The organism is Paraburkholderia sp. GAS206C, assembly GCF_050435645.1.
In the GTDB taxonomy this organism is placed as follows: Bacteria; Pseudomonadota; Gammaproteobacteria; order Burkholderiales; family Burkholderiaceae; genus Paraburkholderia; species Paraburkholderia phenazinium_B.
The window spans coordinates 81,134-106,046 of sequence record NZ_JBNDKR010000015.1 but is presented as its reverse complement, the minus strand read 5'-3'; the positions used below and the strand labels follow the sequence as shown (position 1 = coordinate 106,046).

The following is a 24,913-nucleotide window of genomic DNA, read 5'->3' as shown; positions in this document are numbered from 1 at the left end:
ACGGCGTCGCGAGATGTCGTGACTTAAGGTGAAGAAATCGCCTGACGGAGACGCACTGCTTGAGATGCGAGCCCGCGGACCGGCAGCCGAAATGGTGAGGATATTCGGGAGCCGGACGCCGCAGGCGGTGCAAGTGTCAACTGCGCTGGGTCAAGTCGCGGATATCCGCGACGGGCGTTTCTCCAAACGCATCGCTCAAGACGAAGTCGATCAACTGGGTAGCGCACGCCGCAGGTGTAGACAGCTGGCCGTTGCGTTTAAGTTCTTCGAATCGTTCGCGCAACGGGAATTGCTCTTTGCCGCTGCCGCGAATTTCCGCTTGCATGTCGGTATCGATCACGCCCGGCGCGACGCTGCAGATACGTAGTGCGCGATTGGTGTCGAGAACGACTGCGCGTGCGTGGTGATCCAGCGCGGCTTTGGTCGCGCAGTAGATGCTCCAGCCCGGATAGGCGTTGCGCGCCGCACCGCTCGAGATATGCGCGATCCGCCGGTCGCTTGCTGCCACGCTTACTTTGGCGACAGCGCTCGCGAGCATCAATGGTGTCGCCACGTTCAGGCCTACCGCGCTGGCGATTGCGCCGGCGTCCTGCGTGTCGATGGGACCCACCGGCTGCACCGTACCGGCATTGTTGAAGAGCAGCACGCTGTGCGCACCGTCGACGAAGCGGCTCAGCGCGTCGCCAGCGAGCCATTGCGCGACTCGCGAAGGATCGGCCAGATCGACTTCGATTTCTTCGAGTGTCTGCGGGAAACGTTGCGCGAGTGCTATGTTGCGCGAACGCGAAAGTCCCAGCACGGCTATGTCGCGCGACAACAGCTGTTCGGCAAGCGCAGCTCCGACGCCACGTGTATGGCCAGTAACGATGGCGCGAGTAATGGATGTGGTCATGATGATTGGCGGCGAGCGCCTGAGGCAAGAGGTGAGGCTGAGCATTTTCTCACGATGCACCGTGAGTCTGCAGCGTCGCGCCGTTCACGCCGAGCGGAAGCGCTCCCGATACTGCATGGGCGTAGCGCCGATGCGCCGCATGAACACGATGCGCATGCGGTCGGCGGTGCCGAAGCCGCAGTCGTAGGCAATCGCCTTAAGCGCCGCCGGGCTGCTCTCGAGCAGTTTGCGCGCCGCGTCCACCCGTGCGCGCTCGACAAATTCATGTGGCGTCACGCCGGTCTCCTGCACGAAGACGCGGGCGAAATTGCGCGCGCTCATACCCGCGACGTCCGCGAGTCGTTTCACCGTGAAGTTTTCGCCGATATGGTCCATAACGTGCGCCTGCACTTTGGCAACCGCCGATGTTTCATCCGCAGGCGCGGTCAGATACGGACTGAACTGCGATTGACCCCCTTGGCGCTGGGCAAATACGACGAGGCGCTTGGCGACTGCGAGAGCGGTGCGTGGCCCGTGATCCTCGGCGACGAGCGCAAGCGAGAGATCGATGCCGGCCGTCACGCCCGCGGACGTGACGAGCTGTTCGTCACGCAGATAGATGCGGTCGAAGTCGACGCGTGCGTGAGGAAATTGCGCGGCCAGTTGCGCGGCGTGTTGCCAGTGGGTGGTCACGCTGCGTTCGTCCAGCAAGCCTGCGTGGCCGAGCGCGAAGGCACCCGTGCAGATCGACCCGTAGCGCTTGCAGCGCGCGGCGACGGTGGTAATCCAGGCGGTCAGGCGCGGCTCGGGCTCGTGCTCGGGCAGCGCGGGGCCGCCGGCCACCAGTGCCAGGTCGAAGCCTTGCTCGGCCTGCTCGAAGGTCCGATCTGCGACCAGCGTCATACCATTGGAGGCGCGCAACGTACCTGGCTCGGCGCTGACCAAGGTCACGTGGTAATGCGCTTCGGGGGGAAGAAACAGGTTGGCTTCCGAAAAGACATCCACGGGTCCCGCGACGTCGAGCGCTTGCACACCGGGGAAGATCGCGACGGCGACGGTTGGCATTGAATGTGACCTCGAATGGTGTTGTGTCTACGTCGAAAAGGTGAGGATTTCCAGGGAGTTGGTCTTCACGCTCGTGTGATGACTCCGATGTCTTCACGCGCACTTGCCGTGGTCCCGAAAAGTCTCACCTTGAAGTATTTCACACCCAGGACTTTGCGCGTTGCGTAGTGCGTATGTTGCACGTGTCACGTCAAAGGTGAGGTTTTTCGGGATCTCGATTCGGAACCTCAAATCAGCCACGCCCGTGTTGCGCGGCAATCTCCTGCAGATCAAGATCGTGCTCGAGGATAGTGAGCAGGTCATCATCGATACACCCTGATCGATGCATCCGCAACAACTCCGTGCGCCCGGCGGCAATCGCGGCCAACACGACGTCATAGTGCGCGGCGCGTTCGTCGACGGGGTACGCGGCGTCGAGCTGATGCGCTTCGGTGATGCGCGCGCGTAGCTGTACTGTTCGAGCAGGCGCGGATGAATGACGTTGCCCTGGGTATCGTGCACGAGCGGCTGGATAGCGGAGAGTTGCGCGGTCTCGAGGCGCGCCCAGGCTTGCGGCTCGCTCAAAAGGTTTTCGTCCCGCCCTGCCGTATGCGCTGGTTTGACCCATCTGATCAGCGGTCCGATGGTGGTGCCTTGACCGAGCACCGTCACCAGAATCACAGCGAACGAGGCGACCAGAATCAGATCGCGGCCGGGCATCTCATCGGGTAAGGACAGGGCGATCGCAAGCGTCACCACTCCGCGCATCCCGGCCCAGCTCATGACAGTTGCCGAGCGCCAGTCGGGTGCGGCGTCGCTGCGTCGCAGGAGTGTGCGAAACGCGGTCTTCAACGCTTCGGAGCCGAACACCCACACGAAGCGCGAGAGTACGACGGCCGCGAGCACAGCGGCAACCGCCGGCGCGAAGGCGATCAGTGCATCACCCACGCCACCCAGACGGACAATCACGCCGCGCAGTGACAGCCCGATCAGAATGAACACCAACGCTTCCATCAGGAAGATAACGACCTGCCAGAACGCCGTACCGCGTGTGCGTACCGCGGCGGAGAAAATCTCGTGCTGATACCAGCCGAGCGTCATGCCGCAACTGACCGTAGCGATGACACCGGAGACATCGAGCATTTCGCCGGCGATATAAGTGATCCACCCGGCGAGTACGGACGCGGTGATCATCAGATAGTCGTCGTCGAGATAGGCAAGCAGCTTCACGACGAGGAAGCCGATTGCTCCGCCGACGGCGACACCGCCCAGCGCGAGGATCGCGAAGCTGGCGACGGCGTGGCTGGTGCTGAAGGTGCCTGTCAACGCCGCGGCGACAGCGAAGCGAAACAGGACGAGACCGGCGGCATCGTTCAGCAGGCTTTCGCCTTCTAACAGCACCATCAGCTGACGCGGCAGCGCGACGCGCTCGAGCACCGCTTTGGCGGCGACCGCATCGGGCGGCGAGACGATCGCGCCGAGTGCAAAACAGGCACCCCACGGCAGGCCCGGCACGACCTGATGCGCGACTACGCCGACCACCAGCGTCGTGAAGGCAACTGCGCCGATCGCAAGCAGCAGGATGCCGCCGAGGTTGCGTTTGAAGTCAGCCCAGACGGAGAAATAGGCGCCGTCCATCAGCAGGGGCGGCAGGAACACGATCAGCACGAGAGCGGGATCGAGCGTGACGGTGGGCAAGCCGGGAACGAAGGCCATTGCTGCGCCGCCTATCAACAGGGCGGCGGCGGGTGGCAAGCGCAGGCGCTTTGCGAGCAGTTGCAGTCCGATCATTGCGATGAGCGACAACAGGACCAGTTTGAAGGCCACAACGGAGGACATAGGGTGGTCTCGGCGAGTTCACGTTATGGGGTGGTGAACCTGCTTTCTACCATAGGTCGGTGGCCGCACTGAATGCGGGGGCGGGGAGGGGCTCCGCGTGGTTGAGCGATGAGCTCGGTGCGCCGTAGTTAGCTCTTCAAGCCTTCAGCGGCGAAGCCGCCACATCCTCCTGCGACTGCACCTGCAGTACCGCATCGCGCTTGTCCAGCAAGTGCTGCCGCAAGATCGCGCTCAGCCTTTTACCGTCGCGCGCTTCGAGTGCCTCGAGCATCTCGCCGTGATCGTGAACCGCGCGATCCCACTTCGGAATCTGAAAGTTCGACCGAAACCGCAGCGCCTGCAACCGTCGGTTCACCGAAATATAAGTCTGCCGCAACGCCCCATTGCGCGCCGCTTCGTTGATCTTGTCGTGAATCGCCTGATTGCGGCTGTAGTACCCCGCCAGATCGTTCTGCGCGCGACACGCCAGCATCGCGTAATGCAACGCCTTGATCTCAGCCAGCTCTGCCGCGGTGATACGTTCGGCCGCCAGCTCGCCCGAGAACGCTTCGAGCCCGCTCATCAGCTCAAAGGTCTCGCGCAACTCCGCCTCCGACATCTTCGACACCGACGCGCCGCGGTTCGGCCAGATCTCGATCAGCCCTTCTGCCGCGAGCACCTTCAGCGCTTCGCGCAACGGCGTGCGCGAAATGCCAAGCGTCTCGCACAGCTCGCGCTCATTAAGCTTCTTGCCCGGCTCCAGTACGCCTTCGACGATAAAGCGCCGAATGTGCTCAACTACGGTGTCATGCAACCGTTGCCGCTCAACCTTCGGCATCAGCGGGCTGCTGGCGGTATCCGCGTCAAATTCCGAATTTTGCATACAAAAACCCTCACTATCATTGGAGGCGATTTTATAGGAAGCCGGCCCTTTAGGTAAGATAGCGGGTAAACACTGGTGTCAGCAACCCACGTTTGCCTTGGGTTAGTCATCGATCGTCTGATATAGTTTTTTGCATGCAAAATTCAATCGGAGAAGACCCATGCTGAAGCTCGACTTTCATCCTGCGGGCCGTCACTTCCTGCAGATTCCGGGGCCGAGCCCCGTGCCGGACCGCATCTTGCGGGCGATGAGCTATCCCACCATCGATCACCGTGGCCCGGAATTCGCCGCGCTCGGGTTGAAGGTGCTCGAAGGCATCAAGAAGATCTTCAAGACCCAGCAGCCGGTGGTGATCTACCCGGCTTCGGGTACGGGTGCATGGGAAGCGGCGCTGTCGAATACGCTGAGCCCCGGTGACCACGTGCTGATGTTCGAAACGGGCCACTTTGCGACGCTGTGGAAGAAGATGGCGGAAAACCTCGGTCTGAAGCCGGAGTTTCTCGGCTTGCCAGGTATAGAGGGCTGGCGCCGTGGCGTGCAGCCGCAAATGATCGAAGCGCGTCTGCGCGAAGACACGCAGCATGCGATCAAGGCGGTCTGCGTGGTGCACAACGAGACCTCGACGGGCGTCACTTCCGATATCGCCGCCGTGCGCCGTGCGATCGACGCGGCCGGTCACCCGGCCCTGCTGCTGGTCGACACCATCTCGGGTCTGGCCTGCGCCGACTATCGCCATGACGAATGGGGCGTCGACGTCACCGTGTCGGGCTCGCAAAAGGGTTTGATGCTGCCGCCGGGCATCAGCTTCAACGCGGTGTCGCCGAAGGCCGTCGCCGCCGGCAAGCAGGCGAAGCTGCCGCGCAGCTTCTGGGACTGGACTGAGATCATCGAGATGAACAAGTCCGGCTACTGGCCGTACACGCCGAACACGAACCTGCTTTATGGTTTGTCGGAAGCGCTCGAGATGATTCTCGACGAAGGGCTCGACAACGTCTTCGCGCGCCATGAGCGTCTCGCCGAAGCCTGCCGCCGCGCCGTGCGGGCGTGGGGTCTCGAGATCCAGTGTGCTGACCCTGCCGTGTATAGCCCAGTGCTGACGGGTGTGATGATGCCTGAAGGTATAGACGCTGACGCCGTGCGCAAGACTATCTACGAACGCTTCGACATGTCGCTCGGCACGGGCCTTGGCAAGATGAAGGGCCGTATGTTCCGCATCGGCCATCTGGGCGACTGCAACGACCTCACGCTGCTGGCAACGCTGGCCGGTTGCGAGATGGGCCTGAAACTGGCGGGTGTGCCGGTTGCGGCGAGCGGGTTGCCGGCGGCGATGGAATGGTTGACTGCTGAGGCACAACGGGCTGGTCTGAAAGCCGCGGCTTGAGCTGTCTGCATCACGGGTAAAGAGTAAAGGGGGAAGAGGAGGAGTCTTCCCCTTGCAGTAAACGGTCTTAGCGGCCGTAGCGGTCCACAAGGCGCTACGGCCACGCAGCGCACGCCAGGGAAATAACGACGCAGCGCGCCGTTTCAGGCACGCCGTCGATCGCAGCAACGGAGACAGACGATGAAGCGGTTTCGTGTGACCAGTGCGAGCAGTATCGTTCTAGTGATGCTCTGCATCATGTACTTCATTACCTATCTTGACCGTGTCAACGTCAGTACCGCAGCAGCTGGGTTCGGTAAGGAGTTCCAACTTTCACATACACAGATCGGTCTGGTCTTTTCCGCATTTGCGTATCCGTATCTCGTGTTTCAGATCATCGGTGGCTGGGTAAGCGATCGCTTCGGCGCGAAGCGGACTCTGATCTGCTGCGGTGCGGTGTGGGCGGTGGCGACGATTCTGACCGGTCTCGCCGGCGGCCTCACATCGCTGCTCGCCGCGCGGTTGCTGCTCGGCTTCGGTGAGGGCGCGACGTTTCCTGCCGCGACCGCCGCGATGGCGCGTTGGGTCGCGAAAGAGAAACGCGGTTTCGCGCAGGGCATCACACACGCGGCCTCGCGTATCGGCAATGCGGTCGCGCCCGGCGCGATCGTTCTGGTGATGGCCACCTGGGGCTGGCGTGAGTCGTTCTACATCTGTGGGCTGTTCAGCCTGCTCTGGGTGATCGTCTGGGCGGTGACCTTCACCGAGCATCCGAAAGACCATCCGCGCATCACGTCCGATGAACTCGAAGTGCTGCCGGTACCCAAGCCGAGAGCTGCCAAGGTGCCGTGGATGGCCCTGTTTCGTCGCATGGCCCCGGTCACGATCGTCTACTTTTGTTATGGCTGGACGTTGTGGCTGTTCCTGAGCTGGATCCCCCAATACTTTTTGCATAGCTATCACCTCGACCTGCAGAAGTCGGCCCTGTTTGCCTCGACGGTGTTCTTCGCGGGCGTGCTCGGCGATACCCTCGGCGGCATCGTCACGGACAAGATTTTCACTCGCACAGGCAGCCTGAAACGTGCGCGTAGCTGGATGGTGTCCATCTGCATGCTGCTGACGCTGATCGTGCTGGTGCCGTTGATGTTTGCGCACAACCTGTACATCTCGATGGCGTGTCTGTCCGCTGGGTTCTTCTTTGCGGAAATGACGATCGGACCGATGTGGGCGATCCCGATGGACATTGCACCGGAATATTCAGGCACTGCTAGCGGCATGATGAACACGGGCTCGGCGCTGGCTGCGATCATTTCGCCGGTCGTGGGCGGGTTCCTGATTGACCGCTTCGGTAGTTGGGAACTGCCGTTTCTCGGCAGCATGCTGTTGATGGGGATCGGTGTCGTACTGGCCTTCCGCATGCAGCCGGAAAGCAAGTTCGGACAGAGCGCGGCAGCGGGCGCTCAACCGGCGCCGGGCCTTAATGTCTGAGTCTGTGACAGGCTCTCGCGTCACGCAATTTCCAACCAATCACTCATCAAGAATCAAGATGAACTTTACCGATACCTCCCCCTTGAGCCAGCGCCTCGCCGAAGCGCGAGCACGTCATCAGACGCTCGACAGCCTGCCGCCGGAACAGATACCGGCCGATTTCGGCGCTGCCTATGCGATCCAGCACGAGATCCTGCGCTTGTCGGGCTCGGAGATCGGCGGCTGGAAGATCGGTTCGAAGTCCGAAACAGGACCGATCCAGGGTGCGCCGCTGCCCGCAGCCGACGTCTACGAAGATGGCGCCAGGCTGCCGCGCGACGCCTTCACGCCGCTCGCACTCGAGCTGGAAATCGCGTTCCGTTTCGGCCGCCGTTTCGAACCGGCGCAGGAGCCTTATAGCGAAGCCGAAGTGCTGGCGGGTATCGGATCGTTCGGTACAACGATAGAAATCGTCGCAAGCCGCTACGCCGCATGGCCGAACGTCGACAAGCTCGCTCAACTCGCCGATTTGCAGAACAACGGCGCGTTGGTGGTCGGCGAGTTCGTGCCGTATCGTGAAGATTTTCCGTTTGTCGCACCGTCGCTACGGTTCAGCTTCGAGGGGCGCAACGTGGTGGTCGAGGCCGCCAAAAATCCGGCCGGCGATCCGCGCCGGCTGCTTACGTGGCTCGTGAATCACTGTGCAGTGGTTCGGGGCATTGCGGTCACTCCGGAGATGGTGATCACGGCCGGCTCGTACACGGGGATGTTCTTTCCGCAGAGCGCAGGCACGGCGAGCGGTCGTATTGAAGGGCTTGCTCCAATCAGTGTGACGCTGTTCTAAAGTTTTTTTCAGGCTGACGCTATGACGAATGCCGCTTCCCCCTTACTCGTCAAACCGATTCATCTGGTGCCGTCCAGTTCCCGGATGACAACGCCGCTTGCCAGGCGATTGCGCGAAGCCCTACGCGGCGATGTGCTGTTCGACTCCGCAAGCCGTGGCCGCTACTCGACGGATGCGTCGATCTATCAGATCACGCCGATCGGCGTCGTGGTGCCGCGCGATCAGGACGACCTGCGCATCGCGCTCGAAGTGGCACGCAGCGAAAAGGTGCCGCTGCTCGCGCGCGGCGCCGGCACGAGCCAATGTGGGCAGACGGTCGGCGAGGCGCTGGTGATCGACACCAGCAAGTGGCTAAACAACGTCGTCTCGTTCGATGCGGAGGCACGCACGGTCACGGTCGAGCCAGGCGTCGTGCTCGATCATCTGAACGCCTGGCTCAAGCCGCATGGATTGTGGTTTCCAGTTGACGTTTCGACGGCGGCGCAATGCACGATCGGCGGGATGGCGGGTAACAACTCGTGTGGCTCGCGCTCGATCGAATACGGCAACATGGTGCACAACGTCGAGGCTATTGAAGCGATCCTCGCCGACGGCAGCGAAGCGCGCTTCGGGTCGCTGAGAGACGCGCCGCAAGGGGCGCGCTTGCAGGAGATCGTCGAAGGCGTGAAGCGCATCGCGACGCGCGAACGCGACGAGATCGTGGCGCGCGTGCCGAAGGTGTTGCGGCGCGTCGCCGGTTACAACATCGACGTGTTCGACTGCCAGAATCCACGCGCCTATACCGATGATGGCATTGCCAACCTCGCGCATCTGCTGGTCGGCTCCGAGGGGACGCTCGCGTTCAGCCAGCAGTTGACGCTGAAGCTCTCGCCGTTGCCCGCGCACAAGGCGCTCGGCGTGGTCAACTTCCCGACCTTCTGGCAGGCGATGGATCTGACGCAGCACATCGTCAAGCTGAAGCCGGTGGCGGTAGAACTGGTCGACCGCACGATGATCGATCTGGCGATCAGCAACCCGGCCTTCCGCCCGGTCATCGAGAAAGCGCTGGTGGGTCGTCCCGAAGCGATCCTGCTGGTGGAATTCGCCGGCGAAAATCGCGACGAGCAATTGGCCGGTCTCAAGCAACTGACCGAACTGATGGCCGATCTCGGCTTGCCCGATTCGGTCGTGCAGATGCCGGATGCCAACGAGCAGAAAGCCTTGTGGGAAGTCCGCAAAGCCGGCTTGAACATCATGATGAGCATGAAGGGCGACGGCAAGCCGGTGTCTTTCATCGAAGACTGCGCGGTGCCGCTCGAACACCTGGCCGAGTACACCAGCAAGCTCACCGAAGTATTTCACCGTCACGGTACGGAAGGCACCTGGTACGCGCACGCGAGCGTCGGTACGCTGCACGTGCGGCCGATTCTCAACATGCGGCAGGACGGCGCGCTCAAGATGCGAGCGATTGCAGAAGAAGCCGCGGCTCTCGTGCAGGAATACAAAGGCGCGTATTCGGGCGAGCACGGCGATGGGCTGTGCCGTGGCGAATGGGTGGCATGGCAATACGGCCCGCGCCTGAACGAAGCGTTCAGCGAGATCAAGACGCTCTTCGATCCTGACAACCGTTTCAATCCGGACAAGATCGTGCGTCCGCCGAAGATGGACGACGCGCGCAATTTCCGCTTCGCGCCGGGCTATCGCGTACGGGCGCTGGATACCGCTCTCGATTGGTCCGCGTGGAACGTCGATCGTGATCCGCTTACCGGCGAGGAAACGCTGCCGGGTACCGGCAACGATCTCGCTGGCGGCCTCGGCAAGGCCGTCGAGATGTGCAACAACAACGGCCATTGCCGCAAGTTCGACGCGGGCACCATGTGCCCGAGTTATCGCGTGACGAAGGATGAGCAGCACGTGACGCGCGGCCGCGCCAATACATTGCGTCTGGCGATCTCAGGACAACTCGGTGAAGAAGGATTAGCGAGCGACGACGTCAAGGAAACGCTCGACCTGTGCGTCTCATGCAAGGGCTGCAAACGCGATTGCCCGACCGGCGTCGATATGGCGAAGTTCAAGATCGAGGCACGGGCGGCGCGCGTCAAGCGGCATGGTCTGAGTGTGCGCGACAGGCTGGTCGCGTTCATGCCGCGCTATGCGCCGTTCGCGAGCAAGGTGCCGGGGCTGATGGCGTTGGCTGAGAACGTGCCGGTGCTGTCCGGATGGTTCAAGCGCACGGTGGGTTTTGCGCCCGAGCGCACGCTGCCGCGTTTTCGCAAGTCGTTCCTGGCAGGGGCCGCTTCGACACGCGCGGCTCGCCCGGTTGGTTCGAATGCGCAAGTGAAAGAAGTCCTGTTGTTCGTCGATACGTTTAACAACAACATGGAACCGGAGAATGCGCGCGCCGCGCAACAGGTGCTGGAGGCTGCTGGCTATACCGTGCACTTCAACACTCGCCAGGGCGAGCGGCCGGTGTGTTGCGGGCGTACGTTCCTCGCCGCAGGCCTAGTGAACGAGGCGAAGCAGGAAGCGCGGCGCATGCTTGATACATTCAAGCCGTTTGTCGATCGCGGTGTGCCGATTGTCGGACTCGAACCGTCGTGTCTGCTGTCGTTGCGCGATGAGTTTCTCCACTATGGTTTTGGTGAGGAAGCGCAACGGCTGTCGAAGTCGGCGTTCCTGTTCGAAGAGTTTCTGGTTAGCGAGCAGAAAGCCGGGCGCGTGAAGCTCGACCTCAAACCACTGCCGACACAAAAGGCCCTCGTGCATGGCCATTGCCATCAGAAAGCCTTCGACGCTTTCACGCCTGTGCAAACCGTGCTGAAGTGGATTCCAGAGCTGACGGTGTCGACGGTCGAGTCATCGTGCTGCGGGATGGCCGGCAGTTTTGGTTACGAAGCTGAGCACTATGCGACTTCGCAGGCGATGGCGGAGTTGTCGTTGCTGCCGGCGGTGCGCAAGATCGGCGCCGATACGGTGATGGTGGCCGACGGCACCAGTTGCCGGCATCAGATTCACGACGGCGCCGGCGTCGACGCTGTGCACGTGGCGCGTGTGCTGGCGATGGCCTTGAAGTAGGCAATAAGCCTGGCGTAGTTGACTTCAGCTGACCTTACGCCGCCGTGCTCATCGCCTGGCGGAACAGCATCGGCGCCACGCCCACCGCTTCGCGGAAGCGGTGGCTAAAGTGGCTGGCGTTCGCATAACCGCAGCGCGCCGCGATCTGGGCGAGCGGCAACGCCGTGGTGCGCAACAGCAGCCGAGCCCGTTCGATACGCTGCTGGGCGATCCACGCAGCCGGCGGCAAACCGAACGATGTGCGGAACATACGCGCCAGGTGGTATTCCGACAGACAGGCCACATCGGCCAGATCGCCCAACGTGAGCGGCTGGCTGAGATGCGCGTCGATGTAGTCGCGTAGCCGCCGGCGCGTCGCCACCGAGAGACCGCCTCTGAGCTCCGCATCGGTACGGCTCACGCCTTGCGACTTCAGCAGCAGGCTCAATACTTCGTGCGCTGTTTCATTGGTCCTTAGCAGACCATCGGCGTCGTCCCATCTTTCCTCGGTTAACGACTGACACAGCGTAGCAATGCGCGCGTCTTCGAAATAGGTGCGGTCAGCCAGCGTCACTTCCCGCGGCTCGCGGTCCAACTCCCTCACGGCGCGTTGCGTGAAGTGCTCGGGCAAAAAATACAGATGCATGAAATGCATCTTGCCGCGCACCCACCAGCGCGATTCGTGGTCGCCGGGCAGCGCGCACAAGCGGGTCGGCGCGCCATACAGCCCCGGCATCTTTTGACGCTCAGTGCGATATCCGCCGTCGATATAGCACGACAGCGTGTGATGGCCCGGATTTTCATAGACGGTTTCGGCTTCCTCCGTCTCGCGAGTCCACTCCGCCACCGCCAACTGGTCGCCGAGCCACGCGAAGCGCTGCAGCGTCGCGTTGGCGTCGCGCAGCGTGTGACATACCGACTGGATGCCAAATGGCGTCTCGGTGGAGTCGATCGCGGTGCCGGGCTGGATGGCGGTATTCACGGCTGAAGAAGTGGCGGATTGCATGGCTTACAGTATAGAGCGGACGGCGCAGTCGCCGCTCCGCACGGCCAAAAAGTGCGCAATCCTGGACAAGTAGTGGCTGGTCCGCAGGCGCAGACTCGGGTGGTCGAATCCCCGATTTTCATCCCGCAAGCGTTGCCATGAACCTGTTTCTTTATGCCTTAACCGTTCTGATCTGGGGTACCACCTGGATCGCCATCAAATGGCAACTCGGCGTGGTGCCGCCGCCGGTGTCGATTGCCTGGCGCTTCGGGCTCGCCGCGCTGATCCTGTTCGCAGTGCTGCGCATCATGCGCCGGGCGATCTGGCCGCCGCGTGCCGCTTGGCGATATCTGGCGGCGCAGGGCCTGGCGCTGTTCTGCTGCAACTTTCTGTGCTTCTACTACGCCGAGCAGGTCGTGCCGAGCGGTCTGGTTGCGGTGATCTTCTCGATCGCGCCGCTGCTGAATTCGATCAACGGCCGGCTGTTCATGGGACGGCCGCTGCAACCCACGGTCATCCTGGGCGCATTGCTGGGCCTGGTGGGCATCCTGTGCCTGTTCGTGCCGCAGATGGCTGGACACCTCGGCGACCAGACCGCGTGGCTCGGGATGGGTGTCGCATTGCTCGGCACGTTGTGCTTTTCCACTGGCAGCCTGCTGTCGAGCCGGATGCAGTCGATGGGTCTGCATCCGCTCGTCACCAATAGCTGGGCCATGCTGATCGGCGCCAGCATCCTGACCGTGGGCAGCGCTTTGGCAGGCTTGCCGTTCAGCGTCGAACCGGATGTGCGGTATCTCGGTGCGCTTGCGTATCTGGCCGTGTTCGGCTCGGTGGTCGGATTTACGGCCTATCTGATGCTGGTGGGACGCATGGGCCCGGAGCGTGCCGCCTATTGCACCGTGCTGTTTCCGATCGTGGCGTTAGCGGTCTCTACCGTATTCGAGGGCTATCGCTGGACTGTTTTGGCCGTCGTTGGTCTGGTACTCGTGGTGGCAGGCAACCTCGTAGCGTTCGATCTGACGCGGCGCTTCTTCTCGCGGCGCGCCGCTACCTGATCCGTCGCTTCCCCGCCGATTCCTGTGCGATCCACGGTGAGGCTTGAGTAGCCGCACCGTGCACCCTCATCTCGTTGAGGTGAGTCTTTTCGGGAATCGATTGCACTCAAGCCAATGCATCGACGCGTAAAGGTGAGAACGTTCGGGAGTGGCGTGCGGCGGATGGACGATTGATCCTGATCGGTATATAACAACATTAGAGATTCATTCACCACCGCCACAACTGAGAGACGCTCCATCATGACGCGTGATGTTTCGCAAAAGCAGGAAGCGGGCGAACGGCCTGATCTCGAACACCTTGACGCAGCTGTCAGCCACGTCGACCAGTTGGTGAGTTCGGGCGGCATTGCATCGGGCGCAGCCAGAGGTCTGCTGTACAGCCTGATCGAGACGCTCGGCACCCTGGTGGGCGACCCGGATTTGCCCGAGCACGCCCGTTCCGGCTATGAAGGCCTGCTGGAAACGGCGCGCGAATTACGGGTCAAGCTCGATCACTGAAATTGATCAGTCGATTCAGGCTTCCACACTTTCCTGCGCTGCTAACGCTTCGAGCAGCTCGGGTGGCGCCGACGTGATCTGCACTTCCGGCGTGCCATGCCAGTCGGCGCAACGCTGGATGGCGCGCCGCAGATCGGCGGCGAGACGGCCGCTGACGCGTACTCCCGGTTCCAGATGAAGCGCCTTCAACTCGAAGATGCCGCTCGTGCGATGCGCCTTCGCATCGGCCCGGCCAATCAGCTTGCCGCGGTTCAGAATCGGCAGCACGAAGTAGCCGTATTTGCGTTTGGCCGCGGGCGTATAGCACTCGATCACATAGTCGAAGTCGAATAGCGCCGCGGCGCGCTTGCGATCCCACACCACCGGATCGAACGGCGAGAGCAAGGTCGTGACCGTCGAGGTCAGTTTGCCGCTCGCCGCATCGTCGATCAGCGGCGCGAACTCCTGATGCACGTACGTATCCTGCTTCCATCCTTCGACGCGAACCGGAACCAGCTCTCCTTGATCGGCCAGCGCGTGCAAGGCTTCGACATACGGTCGGCGCGGCAGCCGGTAGTAGTCAGCCACCCAATCGGCGCGCGCCACGCCTAACGCCCGGCAACTGCGTCGCAACAGTTCCGGCTCGACCGCCGCCGCCGGTTGCAGATCGCGTTTGTCGTTCCAGCCCGGCAGCACCCGCTCGGTCAGGTCATAGACGCGATGAAAATTGCGCCGCTCAGCCACCATCAATTCGCCGATGGCAAACAGCACTTCGAGGTGGCGCTTCTCCGGCTTCCAGTCCCACCATCCGTTACTCTTGCCGGCCTCGCGGACGAAATCTGCCGAACGCACCGGCCCATTCGCGCGGATCTGCTTGAGCAGCTGGTCGATCTCCTTGCGGTACTGCTTGTGCCACTCGCCTGCGTATTTCCAGCCCATCCCGCTCGGGTCGAGCATGCGGTGACGTAGCAGACCGTAGTCTTCGATCGGCAACAGGCAGGCCTCGTGCGACCAGTATTCGAACAGCTTGCCTTCGGCCAGATGCTCGTCGAGCCACTGCGGCGTGTACGCACCGAGGCGGCTGAACAGGACGAGATAAGGGCTGCGCGCGACGACGTGAATCGTGTCGATCTGCAACTGCGCCATGCGGCGAATCGCGTCGATGACGTCGGCTTTGGTGGCTTTGCGGCGCGGCGGGGTCAAGAGACCTTGCGCGGCCAGATGGAGGGTGCGGGCGGCGGATAACGGGAGAGTCTTCACGCGGTCGATCGCTGAATGGATGGAGCCCGCGCAGTGGCGCGCTGGCGTAGTAGCGGCGTGAGGCTGACCGAAGATGCGTCGCCCGGCCGGACAGCCGCTACTTTAGCGCGAAAGCGTCGTGCGTCATGCTCCCAGTGCCACCGCCTCCTCTGCGCTCACCGCCAGCATCTGATGGATCTGCGACACTACAGCCGCCCCTTCACCGACTGCTGCTGCCACGCGTTTGGTCGAGCCGGCGCGTGCATCGCCGATCGCGAATACGCCGTCAACCGTGGTGCCGAGATCGCAGGTGGAGTTCAGGCCTCTTTCACCGGTCAGCACGAAGCCCTTGGGATCGAGCTGCACGCCGCAGGTTTGCAGCCATTCGGTGTTGGGATCCGCGCCGGTGAAGAGGAACAGATGACGTGTGTCGAACCGATCCGTGCCGTCTGGTAACGGCTCCTTCAGCACCACCGATGCGAGGCCGGCCTCATCAGCTTCGAGCTGACCGATCTCCGTGTGAGGATGCACAAACACATTCGGCAGCGAGCGGATCCGGTCGATCAGATAGCGCGACATGGTCGCTTCGAAACCACTGCGCCGAATCAACACGTGCACTTTCGCCGCATGCGTGGCGAGATAGACGATGGCCTGCCCAGCCGAATTGCCGCCGCCCACCAGCACGATTTCTTCGCGCTTGCACAGCTTGGCTTCAACCGGCGACGCCCAGTAGTAGACGCCCTTGCCGTCAAAACGCTCGAGACCTTCAATAGCCGGCCGACGATACACCGCGCCGCTGGCAATCACGATGGTGCGCGCCTTCACGCTGCCACCGCACTTGAGCTCGAGCCGGTGCGGCGACTCCTCGCAATGCAGGGCTTTGACCCTGACCGGAATGGCGACGTGCGCGCCAAACTTCTGCGCCTGCACAAACGCGCGTCCGGCCAGCGCCTGACCGCTGATGCCGGTCGGAAAGCCGAGATAGTTTTCGATGCGCGAACTGGCGCCCGCCTGACCGCCCGGCGCGCGGCTGTCGAGCACGATCACCGAGAGGCCTTCCGAAGCCGCATAAACGGCCGTGGCGAGTCCTGCCGGCCCTGCGCCGACGATGGCAACGTCGTAGATCAGCGAAGCGTCGAGTTCGGGCAGCATGCCGAGGCAGGTTGCAAGGTGAGGATCGCTCGGATGACGCAGCACGGTACCGTCCGGGCAGATCACCAGTGGCAGGTCTTCAGGCTTTGCACCGAACTGCTCGATCAGGCCGAGCGCCTCCTCATCACGTTCGTCGAGTACCGAATGCGGATGACCGTTGCGCGACAAGAAGCCCTGCAGCGAGACGAGCCGCGAGTCGTTGCTCTTGCCGATCAGGATCGGGCCGCCAGCGCCCTTTTCGATCAGCGAGACACGCCGCAGGATCAGCGCACGCATGATGCGCTCGCCAAGCTCTGCTTCCGCGACGATCAACGCGCGTAGTTTGATAGGTGGAATCAGCAAGGCATCGACGGGTTCCAATGCCACGCCGCTGACGAGGCAGACGCGTCCCGACAACTGACCCACTTCGGCGAGGAATTGCTTCGGACCACGTTCGGAGACCAGGCGCTCACGGCCGAGGCCATCGCGTTGGAACAGCTTGACGCGCCCCGTGAGCGTGACAAACATGCCCGGTCCGACACGACCGGTTTCGAACAGCAGTTGACCGGGTTCCCAGTGCTGCACCTCGCCGAATTTGCTCAGCCGCTTGATTTCTTCCCACGTCAGTTCGGGGAACATCTGATGTTCGCGTGTCGCCAACGAAGAGAACGGCGCGTCGGCGACCACAGCTTGTTGTCCTTCGGCTTCTTGAATCTCAACCATCAAACCACTCCTTCTGTCGTTTGATCCAGCATGGGGTACTGCGAGGCAGCGCAGGCGACAGACGAACTGCTGGAGAACCGGACGTGCTACACCGCCGGCGCTACGCCGGGATGCACTTCTTCCATCGGCTCCTCTTCCAGTGGCTCGAGTTGCCGTCCCGCGTCGCGCCACGCGTCGAGACCGCCGCGCAGCGGCAGGACGTCGGCGAAGCCTGCTTCGTTGAGTTGTTTGGCCATCCACGCCGCCGAAATCTCATTCGGGCAGGAACAGTAGATGACGAGTTTCTGGTTCGGCGGATACTTCGCGATGATCTCGTTGAGCTGGCGCTCGTCGGCAAACTGGGTGCCCGGGATCACAAACGGATCCAGCTTGCGCTTCTCGCGCGAACGGATGTCGAACAGCACCGGCGGTTGGCCGGATGCGATCAGGTTGCCCAGCTCATCTATCTCCATGCGCGCGGTAGCCAGTTTGCGGATGAGCTGGCGCCGCCGGATCCACCGGTAGGTGGCGTAAAGCAGCAGCAATGCGACGATTACCACGCCCGCCATCTTGCCCAGGCGTCCGGCGCCCGCCATCAGCATGTCGATTTGCTGCGCGAACAGGGCGCCAATGATGAGACCCGTTCCAGACCAGAGCGCGGCGCCGATGCTGTCGTAAGTCAGAAAGGTGCGATACGTGGTGCCCATCGCACCGGCCATCGGGATGGAGACGATCGACAGGCCCGGCACGAACTTCGCCACGGCCAGCACGCGCACGCCCCAGCGGCCGAAGAAGCGCTCGGTCTTCTTGACACAGGTGTCGCGCGAGAGAGACAGCTTGCACAGCGTCTTCAATGTGTTGCCGCCGTAAATGCGGCCGGCGAGGTACCACGCGCTGTCGCCGATCAGCGTGGCGAAAATGGCGAGGATCAGCACCGACGCGAGCTGCGTGCCGACGGTGGCCGGATGCATGGCCGCCATCGCGCCGAACAGGACGAGACAGGGCATCGCGGGCACGGGCAACCCTAGCGATGCGGCGAGCACATTAGCGAAGACGAGAGCAGGCCCGTACTGCTCCACGAGGTCATGTAGCATCGGCTTACTTCCGCGACCGTTTCCGGCGGGAAGCGAAGAAGTAACTTAAGGATTATGGACGCATTTCCGAGACGTGCAAGCGTCCGGTAATGTGGGGCGCGGATGAAGCGGGAGAAGCTTTGCCGGGTCAGGCACGGCAGGCGCGGAGCGCGATTGGGCCGAGGCTCCGGACTGCCGTTTGTTGCTGGTCATTCAACGCTGAATTTCTCAAGCGGGCTGGGCGGTGGGTGAACGGCGTTCGCGTGCACCCGTACCGCTGCCACCTCCGTTTTACGTCCGGTGATTGTGTTGTTCGCCCGGCAATTCGGCGCCGTGCGCGCGAATGGCCGCAATCAGTTCCGCCGGCGTGATTTCATAACGCACTTCGCGGTGGATGCCCGGCTTGCGCTCGTCCACTTCGATCAGAAGAATACCCTTGCCGTCTTCTGTCGACTCGAGGCGCAGTGAGCGAAGTTCGCGCGCCGTCGCGTCGTCGAATTCGGTGAGCAGGGCCATTGACCCGGAAGACCCGGTAGTGCGCATCGAAGTTGTCCTCGTTCCGTTGTTTATCAAGCCATTGTACGGGCAGCCTGGTGCACCATGTGCCGCACACCGCCAAACCCATAGCATCCCACAAACTGCCGAAACCCGCGCTGCGCTTTGCTATGCGCGATGCGAGGATGTCGTGTCAGCCAGTTTAACGCGACTCATTGTGTCGCCGGATGCATTTTTCGTGCCCCGCTGCGGTGCAACCGTTCCACCCGATTGTCATGGCCCTGACGCGTAGCCGGGTTAGGGCTTGGTATCGGGCGAATGGGCGGCGCGCGGCTCCGCCGCCCGCGGGCAGGCACCTGTGCTGTAAACGATCCACCCCGCGCAGCCGTTGACCAGCACACGAGGCAATGCGCTACATTGATGCTATGAATCGGGACCGTGAAATCTGCTGTAAGCCGACGCCCTCGGGCGCCGCCCCATGCTTTGACGGCGGCTTCTCTCTGGTGGTGGCCTCGGCAGGTATTTATTGCCGCCCGTTGCGTCCCGTGCGTTGGTCGGGATTCGCAAATTGCCGTTTCTACGTGAACGCCGCATGAAACACTACTTGACGATTCAGAGCCCGCTCGGCGCGATGTGGCTACGCGCCGAGGACGATGCGCTCACGGGCGTGTACTTCGTCGGCCAGAAGTACTTCCCGCCGGACGCCGTCGACACCGCAAGCGGCACGGCGACGGGTCGCGACGCCGATACATTCACGGGTGTATCTATGGGCAAGCCGCCGCGCGTGTTAGCGGAAAGCGCGGAGCAACTCGCCGAATACTTTGCTGGCGAGCGGCAACAGTTCACCGTGCGCCTGCAGATGGCCGGTTCGCCATTCCAACGAAGTGTCTGGAGCGAACTCGTCAAGATTCCGTTTGGCGAGATCGAGAGTTATGGGCGGCTCGCGCAGCGGCTCGGTCTCCCGATCGGCAGTGCGCGCGCAGTGGGAGCCGCGAATGGACGCAATCCGGTGTCGATCATCGTGCCGTGCCATCGCGTGATATCGAATGCGGGCGAGCTCACCGGATATGCTGGCGGACTTGAACGCAAAGCGGCTTTGCTCGCGCTCGAGCGGCCGGCATCGAAACTCCCCCGGCAGCTCGAATTGCTGGACGCCGACGACGCTTTCTAACGCAGTGTGGCGTGCACGACGTGCGCCGAAAGTACAGCCACCGGCATCTGCCCGGCAACAAAAAATAGCCCGTCCGAAGAGGGACGGGCCGCTAAAACGCCGTTTTACATGGGTCAACCACCCCGCACAACCAGGGCGCTGACGGACTTATGCTGATCCGCGCCGAACCCTTTGTCGAGGTGGGAGTAACGCCGATCTATCAGACTAAACGGCATCCGGCGCCACGGTGCCCGGCGGTTTGTTTCGCTATGCCGACTACACGACGTTTGCCGGATGCGTCGAACGCGCTACACTGCGCCGGATAGTGCGGTATGGCCTCAGACACGGCTGCTTGCAAACATTATCGCCGGTAGCCCGTCTGTGCGAATGACGCGAACGACGTGACCCGATGCTGAAGACCCTCGACCGTACCCATGCGTCGCTCGCCGAAGCTTTTGCTTCGCTGGCAAAGAACGCACAGCGTCAGCGCTACCACTACCTCGCGGCGGTACTTACGCTGATGGTCATCGTGGCGGTCTCCGCGGCGCTGGCTGCCGTGCTGGCCGCCGGCAAGCAGCTCGACTATCGCCGCGGTCTCATCACCCAATACGTCGCCGAAATCTCGCTGCTGTTGCATGGCGAGGTTTCATTCCTGCGGCGCACCGAACTGACTATCCAGTACTACCAACAGACCGGCGATGTGCGCAGCCTCCCCGCTGGCGTCGAGGCTTCGATCCGGCAAACCGGCATGGCGCGCGGCGATGCAGGCACGGATGGATCGCACTTCGATCTGCTCGTGTCGCAGGCCGTGCGTGACGCATGGAGCGCGTCGCTCAGCGACAAGCTCTGGCGTCTATATGAAGCGGGTCAGTCCACACTTTCCACGCAGCGGGCCTTCGAGCTGAATCATCGCGCGATGCTGATCGGGCTGACTGACGACTATGCGGTGATCACGCCGTCGGTAGAGGGTCGGGAAGGCGGTCGCGCGCGGCCGCTGCAGCCGTCCGACGTTCCGCTAATCCGCGCCAGGCTCCTGCAACAGCTGCAGGAGCAGACCGGCCGGCGCGTGCCTGCCAGAGACCAGCGCGTGTGGGTGGGTCCATATGTGGACACAGAGTTGGGCGTGCCGGTCATGACCGCACTCAGCGCCTACTACGAGGGCGATACACCCACGATGCTCGTGACCATGAGCATTCCCGTCGATGCGCTCGTGGAGCATCTCTCGCGTCGCTTCCCGAGGGGCACCCTGATGCTGCTGACCGACGATCAGCGCATCGTCGTTTCCTCACGTCCGGTCTCTGTGGAAACCGGGCACATGTTGCAGACGAACGCCGCGCAGATGGCGAACGATACGTATCGATACACGCTCCACGGCGCGATTCTGCGCGAGCCGCTGCTGTCCGGCTTCGGTCTGGTGATCGCCTATCTTCCCTGGAGCGGGTTGGCGGCGATCCTCGGCTGGCAATTCGCGGCGATCGCGTGCGGCGCGCTGCTTTTGCTGGTCGGCATCGCATTGACCGCGCGTTTCTGGGGACTGCGCCTGCTGCGCACTGCTTACGATGAAGCCACGCGCGCGCTGGAGAACGAGGCCATCAACCATGTTCTCGTGAGCGCCACGCCGATTGGCCTGTGCATCGTCCGGCAACGCGACTATTCGATTCTCAGCGGCAATGCGCTCGCTGCACAATGGCTCCAGCGTGAGCCATCTGCGGATACGCTGCCCACGCATATCGTCGCGGCCTTCCGGGCCGCGTTGCCCGCTGTCGACGAGGCGCGGACGGTCGTGTTTGCCGCGCCGCTTCAACCCGACGAAATTGACGGCGCGGGCGCACAGGTTCTGCAGTTCACCTGCGCGCCGGCCCGCTATGCGGGTGAAGACGTGCTGTTCTGCGCCATCCTCGATATCACTTCGCAGCATGCGCTCGAGGCGCAACTGCGCACCGCGCAGCGCGCCACCGAAACGGCGATGCGCGAGCGGTCCAATTTCTTTGCGTCGATGAGCCATGAGATTCGCACACCGTTGAACGCATTGCTTGGCAATCTGGAGTTGTTCGTGCGCACGCCGGGTCTGGAGGCGCACGAGCAGCGCGTGCGTACGCTCGGCGTCGCGGCCGATGCGCTGCGCCGCATCGTCAACGATATCCTCGACTTTTCAAAGATCGACGCGGGCGAAATGAAGCTGGTCACGGAGTCTTTCCGGCCCATCGACGACTTCGAAAATCTTGCGCTGTCGTATGCGCCGATGGCGCCGGGGCGGCCGATTCGTTTCTACTCCCACCTTTCTCCGACGCTCACCCAGACTTTGCGCGGAGACCGGACCCGCATTGCGCAGATCGTCAACAACCTGTTGAGCAACGCTTTCAAATTCACCTCTGCCGGCAAGATCATGCTCGGCGCCGAGGTGCTGATCGATACGCAGGGCCGCCGTATTCTCAGTTGCCGGGTTTGCGACTCGGGGATCGGCATGGACCCGCCGATGGTGTCGCGTATTTTTCACCCGTTTGTGCAGGGCGAAGCGACGACGTCCAGCCGCTATGGTGGGACGGGACTCGGCTTGTCGATCTGCGCGAGCCTGTGTGAATTGATGGGCGGACATATCTCCGTCGAAAGCGTGAAGGGGGTGGGGAGCGCTTTCAGCATCTCGATTCCCATGGCGGTTCCATCCGACGAAGAGCGTGTCGCGCAGCCCGTGCCTGCGAGTCGCGGCAGCGTGCTGGTGTTGTGTCAGGAGACGGTGTCGGGTCAGCTCATCGGCGAGTGGCTCGGGCTTTACGGATGGTTCTGCTGCAGTGTTACTTCGGCGCGCTCCGCGCAGGAGTGGTTACAGACTAACCGGCCCGAGGTGCTGGTGGTGACCGGCGAGTATGAACTCGACGTAATCGCAACGTTGCGCGCGGTGCGGCCAGTGAACGCTGTGTGGATCACACGCGGCGGACCTGATCGTCCAACTTGGCGCTGCGAGGGAGTACTCGAAGTGAGCGAGTTCAGTCATACAGCGATTGTCGCGGCGGCGGATCTTGCCGCAACAGGCGCGCAAGACGGCGCAGGGCGCGTCGACGCTCTACTCGTTGCTCCGGCATCCACTCGGGAAACAATGAAGACCGTTGCACCTTCAACAGCTCCCGAGCCGACATTGCTGGGTCTGGTGGTGCTGGTCGCCGAGGATAATCCGCTGAACCAGTCCTTGATTGTCGAACAGTTGCAGACGCTGGGATGCGAGCCGATTCTTGCCGGCGATGGCCGCCAGGCGCTCGCGATACTCGAGCATACGGAAGTTGACGTCGTATTGACCGATATTCACATGCCGGTCATGGACGGTTATGAACTGCTGGTGGCGCTGCGACGGGATCATCCCGGGTTGCCGGTGTTCGCGTTCAGCGCGGTTACCGACACGCAGCAAACTGACGAATGGGATGAGCGCGGCTTCACCGGTTACATTCCCAAGCCCACGTCGCTTGGAGAGCTGGAAGCGGCGCTCGACGTGTTGGGTATGAACGCAGATGAGGCGGTAGAGCCGGCGGTAGCCCGCGAACCGGCGATTGCCTCGGACGCCGCGCCGCAGGTGCCGCTCAAGCCCACGCCCGAGTTCGACGCGCAGACCAAAGCGCGTTATGTCACCATGCTTAAGGAACATCTCGAGACCGATTTGCCCAAGCTGTTGGCCATCGTCGAGAGCCATAACCGCCTGGCGCTGCGCGACTGGGCGCATAGTGCCGCGGGCGGTTTCCTGATCGTGGGCGAACCGCAGTTCGCGACGCAATGTCGTGAGCTCCAGGATCTGTGTCGCAAGCAAGACCCGTGGAGCGAGCAGATGGCCAGTCTCGCCCTGGCGTTGCATGAAGGTCTGCGCAGCCACTTCGGCCTCGACGAGGCGTCGCTGCGCTGAAGGGAGCGCCAGGCGGCGCCTTCCCGTGTCACCCATCAAGCTTCTTCGAACCTGAACCTCAAGATTCCTGTGCGCGCGTCGTAAACGAGTTTGCGGGCCCTATGCGTCACGCATGTGGCCTTGTCCCCTGGGTAGATCTACCCGCCTCGGTCCTCTCGCCACGTCTAATAAAACGCCACAGGAACTTGTACGATGAAACGCTTGGTTGTCGCTCTGTTTGCAGGCCTTACCGCCGTCTATGGACCGCTCGCGATGGCGGATGAAGTGTACGGGCAGATCGGCACCGAAGGCGCCGGTATTGGCTACGGTCACCCGCTCGGCTCACTCGCCAACGTGCGGGCTGAAGTCAACGGTGTCAGTTTCTCGCATAGCTTCAACTCAGGCGACCTGCACTACGACGGAACGGCGACGCTCATCCATGCCGGCCTTTATGGCGACTTCTTCCCGATGCCCAGCGTCGTGCCGTTTCGCCTTACCGCCGGCTTGCTGATTGGCGACGATCATGTGAATGCGACCGCAACCAGCCCGTCCGGTACCTACACCATCAATGGCGTCGCCTATTCGACGCTGGGTCAAAGCATTCACGCGAAGGCCACCTACCCGGCCGTGCGTCCGTACCTTGGCATCGGCTTCGGCCATTCGCCGCTCGCCACCAAAGGCTTTTCGATGTTCTTCGACGCGGGCGTTGCCTATGGCAAGCCGCATCTGGACTTCGATGTGCCCGCCGATATCGTGGCCGAAGCGGGTCAGGCGAACGTCGACGCCGAGAAGCAATCGCTGCAGAACACTGTAGACCGTTATCGTTTCTATCCGATCGTGAAGGTCGGCGTGACGTACCGGTTTTAAGGCACGCCTTCGTGCTTTCGTTCGATCTATCGCGCCGCGGCCGTCTTTAACCAGGCCGTCGCGCGATGAAGTCGATTTCCACGAGTGCATCGCGCGCCAGGCCTGTGACGCCGATACAGGTTCGTGCGGGCAGGGCGCCGGGCGGAAAGTACGCCCGGTACGCGTCGTTCATCGCCGCGTAGTCACGCTTGAATTCCGTCAGGAAAATGCGTGCGTTCAGCACGTGTTCGAGTCCCAGTCCAAGGCCTTTCAGCACAATCTTCAGATTGTCCATCACGCGCTGTGTCTGCGCGACGACCCCCTCGGGTAGCGGGGCTGCGTCGTCGGTGGGCGAAGTGGGCATCTGTCCCGTCACGAATACCCATCCATCAGATTCGGCTGCGTGTGAAAACGGGGCCACGGGTGTCGGCGCGTCCGGGATCATCCAGAAGGTGGGGCCTTGCGTCATGCTGTTTCTCCGCTCAGATCATTGATGATGAAATAGCCGGACTTGCCGGCGAGGTCGAAAGTAACTCGCCAAAAACGGGCCCGTGCAATGTCACGCGGAAGGCATT

General features: G+C 62.4%; 19 protein-coding genes and 1 pseudogene. 10 read left to right on the top strand and 10 right to left on the bottom strand.

All coding sequences use genetic code 11. The annotated features are described in order from the left end of the window. Nucleotides 1-136: 136 nt before the first annotated feature. The 4 genes and pseudogenes from P3T20_RS33970 to P3T20_RS33955 all read right to left on the bottom strand — a co-directional run bounded on the left by P3T20_RS33970 (nt 137) and on the right by P3T20_RS33955 (nt 4,616). A complete protein-coding gene (locus P3T20_RS33970) occupies nt 137-892 on the bottom strand; it encodes an SDR family oxidoreductase (protein ID WP_074266716.1) in 756 nt (251 codons plus the stop codon). Between the two features lie 84 nt (nt 893-976). Continuing rightward, entirely contained in the window at nt 977-1,936 is a 960-nt protein-coding gene (locus P3T20_RS33965) for a GlxA family transcriptional regulator (protein ID WP_074266715.1), read from the bottom strand. Nucleotides 1,937-2,168: 232 nt separating this feature from the next. Further along, nucleotides 2,169-3,754 (bottom strand): annotated as a pseudogene (locus tag P3T20_RS33960) (Na+/H+ antiporter). Between the two features lie 136 nt (nt 3,755-3,890). Then, nucleotides 3,891-4,616, bottom strand: coding sequence for a GntR family transcriptional regulator (locus P3T20_RS33955; protein ID WP_074266712.1), 726 nt, complete (start codon nt 4,614-4,616; stop codon nt 3,891-3,893). Between the two features lie 160 nt (nt 4,617-4,776). Here P3T20_RS33955 and P3T20_RS33950 point away from each other — a divergent pair, with 160 nt between their 5' ends. The 4 genes from P3T20_RS33950 (at nt 4,777) to P3T20_RS33935 (ending at nt 11,341) form a co-directional block, all read left to right on the top strand. Then, complete coding sequence (locus P3T20_RS33950) at nt 4,777-5,997, top strand: pyridoxal-phosphate-dependent aminotransferase family protein (RefSeq protein WP_429289170.1); 1,221 nt, start codon at nt 4,777-4,779, stop codon at nt 5,995-5,997. Nucleotides 5,998-6,177: 180 nt separating this feature from the next. Next, nucleotides 6,178-7,464: an MFS transporter gene (locus P3T20_RS33945; protein WP_429289169.1), complete on the top strand. Its 1,287-nt coding sequence runs from the start codon at nt 6,178-6,180 to the stop codon at nt 7,462-7,464. Nucleotides 7,465-7,522: 58 nt separating this feature from the next. Continuing rightward, entirely contained in the window at nt 7,523-8,287 is a 765-nt protein-coding gene (locus P3T20_RS33940; RefSeq protein WP_429289168.1) for a 2-keto-4-pentenoate hydratase, read from the top strand. 21 nt (nt 8,288-8,308) lie between these two features. Then, complete coding sequence (locus P3T20_RS33935) at nt 8,309-11,341, top strand: FAD-binding and (Fe-S)-binding domain-containing protein (protein ID WP_429289167.1); 3,033 nt, start codon at nt 8,309-8,311, stop codon at nt 11,339-11,341. A gap of 34 nt (nt 11,342-11,375) precedes the next feature. On the opposite strand, the gene P3T20_RS33930 is transcribed toward P3T20_RS33935, so the two are convergent. After that, a complete protein-coding gene (locus tag P3T20_RS33930; RefSeq protein ID WP_429289166.1) occupies nt 11,376-12,326 on the bottom strand; it encodes a helix-turn-helix domain-containing protein in 951 nt (316 codons plus the stop codon). A 137-nt stretch (nt 12,327-12,463) separates the two neighbouring features. Between P3T20_RS33930 and P3T20_RS33925 the strand changes: the two genes are divergently transcribed. After that, nucleotides 12,464-13,360 (top strand): DMT family transporter, encoded by an 897-nt coding sequence (locus P3T20_RS33925; protein WP_429289165.1) that lies wholly within the window; start codon nt 12,464-12,466, stop codon nt 13,358-13,360. Between the two features lie 240 nt (nt 13,361-13,600). After that, a complete protein-coding gene (locus tag P3T20_RS33920; RefSeq protein WP_074266705.1) occupies nt 13,601-13,858 on the top strand; it encodes a hypothetical protein in 258 nt (85 codons plus the stop codon). A gap of 15 nt (nt 13,859-13,873) precedes the next feature. Here the strand turns inward: P3T20_RS33920 and P3T20_RS33915 are convergent, their stop codons facing one another. The 4 genes from P3T20_RS33915 to P3T20_RS33900 form a co-directional block, all read right to left on the bottom strand. Further along, nucleotides 13,874-15,097 (bottom strand): winged helix-turn-helix domain-containing protein, encoded by a 1,224-nt coding sequence (locus tag P3T20_RS33915; RefSeq protein WP_074266704.1) that lies wholly within the window; start codon nt 15,095-15,097, stop codon nt 13,874-13,876. Between the two features lie 123 nt (nt 15,098-15,220). After that, nucleotides 15,221-16,930 carry an FAD-dependent oxidoreductase gene (locus P3T20_RS33910; RefSeq protein ID WP_074266703.1) on the bottom strand — a complete coding sequence of 570 codons (1,710 nt, stop codon included), beginning with the start codon at nt 16,928-16,930 and terminating at the stop codon, nt 15,221-15,223. 86 nt (nt 16,931-17,016) lie between these two features. After that, nucleotides 17,017-18,003, bottom strand: coding sequence for a DedA family protein/thiosulfate sulfurtransferase GlpE (locus P3T20_RS33905; RefSeq protein WP_429289164.1), 987 nt, complete (start codon nt 18,001-18,003; stop codon nt 17,017-17,019). A 270-nt stretch (nt 18,004-18,273) separates the two neighbouring features. After that, a complete protein-coding gene (locus P3T20_RS33900) occupies nt 18,274-18,525 on the bottom strand; it encodes a hypothetical protein (protein ID WP_074266701.1) in 252 nt (83 codons plus the stop codon). A gap of 359 nt (nt 18,526-18,884) precedes the next feature. Between P3T20_RS33900 and P3T20_RS33895 the strand changes: the two genes are divergently transcribed. From P3T20_RS33895 to P3T20_RS33880, 4 genes are all read left to right on the top strand, one after another. Further along, nucleotides 18,885-19,073 carry an Ada metal-binding domain-containing protein gene (locus P3T20_RS33895; protein WP_429289163.1) on the top strand — a complete coding sequence of 63 codons (189 nt, stop codon included), beginning with the start codon at nt 18,885-18,887 and terminating at the stop codon, nt 19,071-19,073. Further along, a complete protein-coding gene (locus P3T20_RS33890; RefSeq protein WP_429289162.1) occupies nt 19,070-19,648 on the top strand; it encodes a methylated-DNA--[protein]-cysteine S-methyltransferase in 579 nt (192 codons plus the stop codon). The genes P3T20_RS33895 and P3T20_RS33890 overlap by 4 nt, the downstream gene beginning before the upstream one ends. A gap of 388 nt (nt 19,649-20,036) precedes the next feature. Next, the gene (locus tag P3T20_RS33885; RefSeq protein WP_429289161.1) at nt 20,037-23,513 is read left to right on the top strand and encodes an ATP-binding protein; all 3,477 of its coding nucleotides are present in this window, start codon (nt 20,037-20,039) and stop codon (nt 23,511-23,513) included. Between the two features lie 192 nt (nt 23,514-23,705). Beyond that, nucleotides 23,706-24,359 (top strand): hypothetical protein, encoded by a 654-nt coding sequence (locus P3T20_RS33880; RefSeq protein WP_074266697.1) that lies wholly within the window; start codon nt 23,706-23,708, stop codon nt 24,357-24,359. 46 nt (nt 24,360-24,405) lie between these two features. Here P3T20_RS33880 and P3T20_RS33875 read toward each other — a convergent pair whose 3' ends face one another. Then, the gene (locus P3T20_RS33875) at nt 24,406-24,807 is read right to left on the bottom strand and encodes a RidA family protein (RefSeq protein ID WP_074266696.1); all 402 of its coding nucleotides are present in this window, start codon (nt 24,805-24,807) and stop codon (nt 24,406-24,408) included. Between the last annotated feature and the right edge of the window lie 106 nt (nt 24,808-24,913).

What these genes read in the sequence shown, in the direction of transcription:
- P3T20_RS33970 (WP_074266716.1), bottom strand. Translation starts at nt 892, where the DNA reads ATGACCACATCCATTACTCGCGCCATCGTTACTGGCCATACACGTGGC.
- P3T20_RS33965 (WP_074266715.1), bottom strand. Translation starts at nt 1,936, where the DNA reads ATGCCAACCGTCGCCGTCGCGATCTTCCCCGGTGTGCAAGCGCTCGAC.
- P3T20_RS33955 (WP_074266712.1), bottom strand. Translation starts at nt 4,616, where the DNA reads ATGCAAAATTCGGAATTTGACGCGGATACCGCCAGCAGCCCGCTGATG.
- P3T20_RS33950 (WP_429289170.1), top strand. Translation starts at nt 4,777, where the DNA reads ATGCTGAAGCTCGACTTTCATCCTGCGGGCCGTCACTTCCTGCAGATT.
- P3T20_RS33945 (WP_429289169.1), top strand. Translation starts at nt 6,178, where the DNA reads ATGAAGCGGTTTCGTGTGACCAGTGCGAGCAGTATCGTTCTAGTGATG.
- P3T20_RS33940 (WP_429289168.1), top strand. Translation starts at nt 7,523, where the DNA reads ATGAACTTTACCGATACCTCCCCCTTGAGCCAGCGCCTCGCCGAAGCG.
- P3T20_RS33935 (WP_429289167.1), top strand. Translation starts at nt 8,309, where the DNA reads ATGACGAATGCCGCTTCCCCCTTACTCGTCAAACCGATTCATCTGGTG.
- P3T20_RS33930 (WP_429289166.1), bottom strand. Translation starts at nt 12,326, where the DNA reads ATGCAATCCGCCACTTCTTCAGCCGTGAATACCGCCATCCAGCCCGGC.
- P3T20_RS33925 (WP_429289165.1), top strand. Translation starts at nt 12,464, where the DNA reads ATGAACCTGTTTCTTTATGCCTTAACCGTTCTGATCTGGGGTACCACC.
- P3T20_RS33920 (WP_074266705.1), top strand. Translation starts at nt 13,601, where the DNA reads ATGACGCGTGATGTTTCGCAAAAGCAGGAAGCGGGCGAACGGCCTGAT.
- P3T20_RS33910 (WP_074266703.1), bottom strand. Translation starts at nt 16,930, where the DNA reads ATGGTTGAGATTCAAGAAGCCGAAGGACAACAAGCTGTGGTCGCCGAC.
- P3T20_RS33905 (WP_429289164.1), bottom strand. Translation starts at nt 18,003, where the DNA reads ATGCTACATGACCTCGTGGAGCAGTACGGGCCTGCTCTCGTCTTCGCT.
- P3T20_RS33900 (WP_074266701.1), bottom strand. Translation starts at nt 18,525, where the DNA reads ATGCGCACTACCGGGTCTTCCGGGTCAATGGCCCTGCTCACCGAATTC.
- P3T20_RS33895 (WP_429289163.1), top strand. Translation starts at nt 18,885, where the DNA reads ATGCGCTACATTGATGCTATGAATCGGGACCGTGAAATCTGCTGTAAG.
- P3T20_RS33890 (WP_429289162.1), top strand. Translation starts at nt 19,070, where the DNA reads ATGAAACACTACTTGACGATTCAGAGCCCGCTCGGCGCGATGTGGCTA.
- P3T20_RS33885 (WP_429289161.1), top strand. Translation starts at nt 20,037, where the DNA reads ATGCTGAAGACCCTCGACCGTACCCATGCGTCGCTCGCCGAAGCTTTT.
- P3T20_RS33880 (WP_074266697.1), top strand. Translation starts at nt 23,706, where the DNA reads ATGAAACGCTTGGTTGTCGCTCTGTTTGCAGGCCTTACCGCCGTCTAT.
- P3T20_RS33875 (WP_074266696.1), bottom strand. Translation starts at nt 24,807, where the DNA reads ATGACGCAAGGCCCCACCTTCTGGATGATCCCGGACGCGCCGACACCC.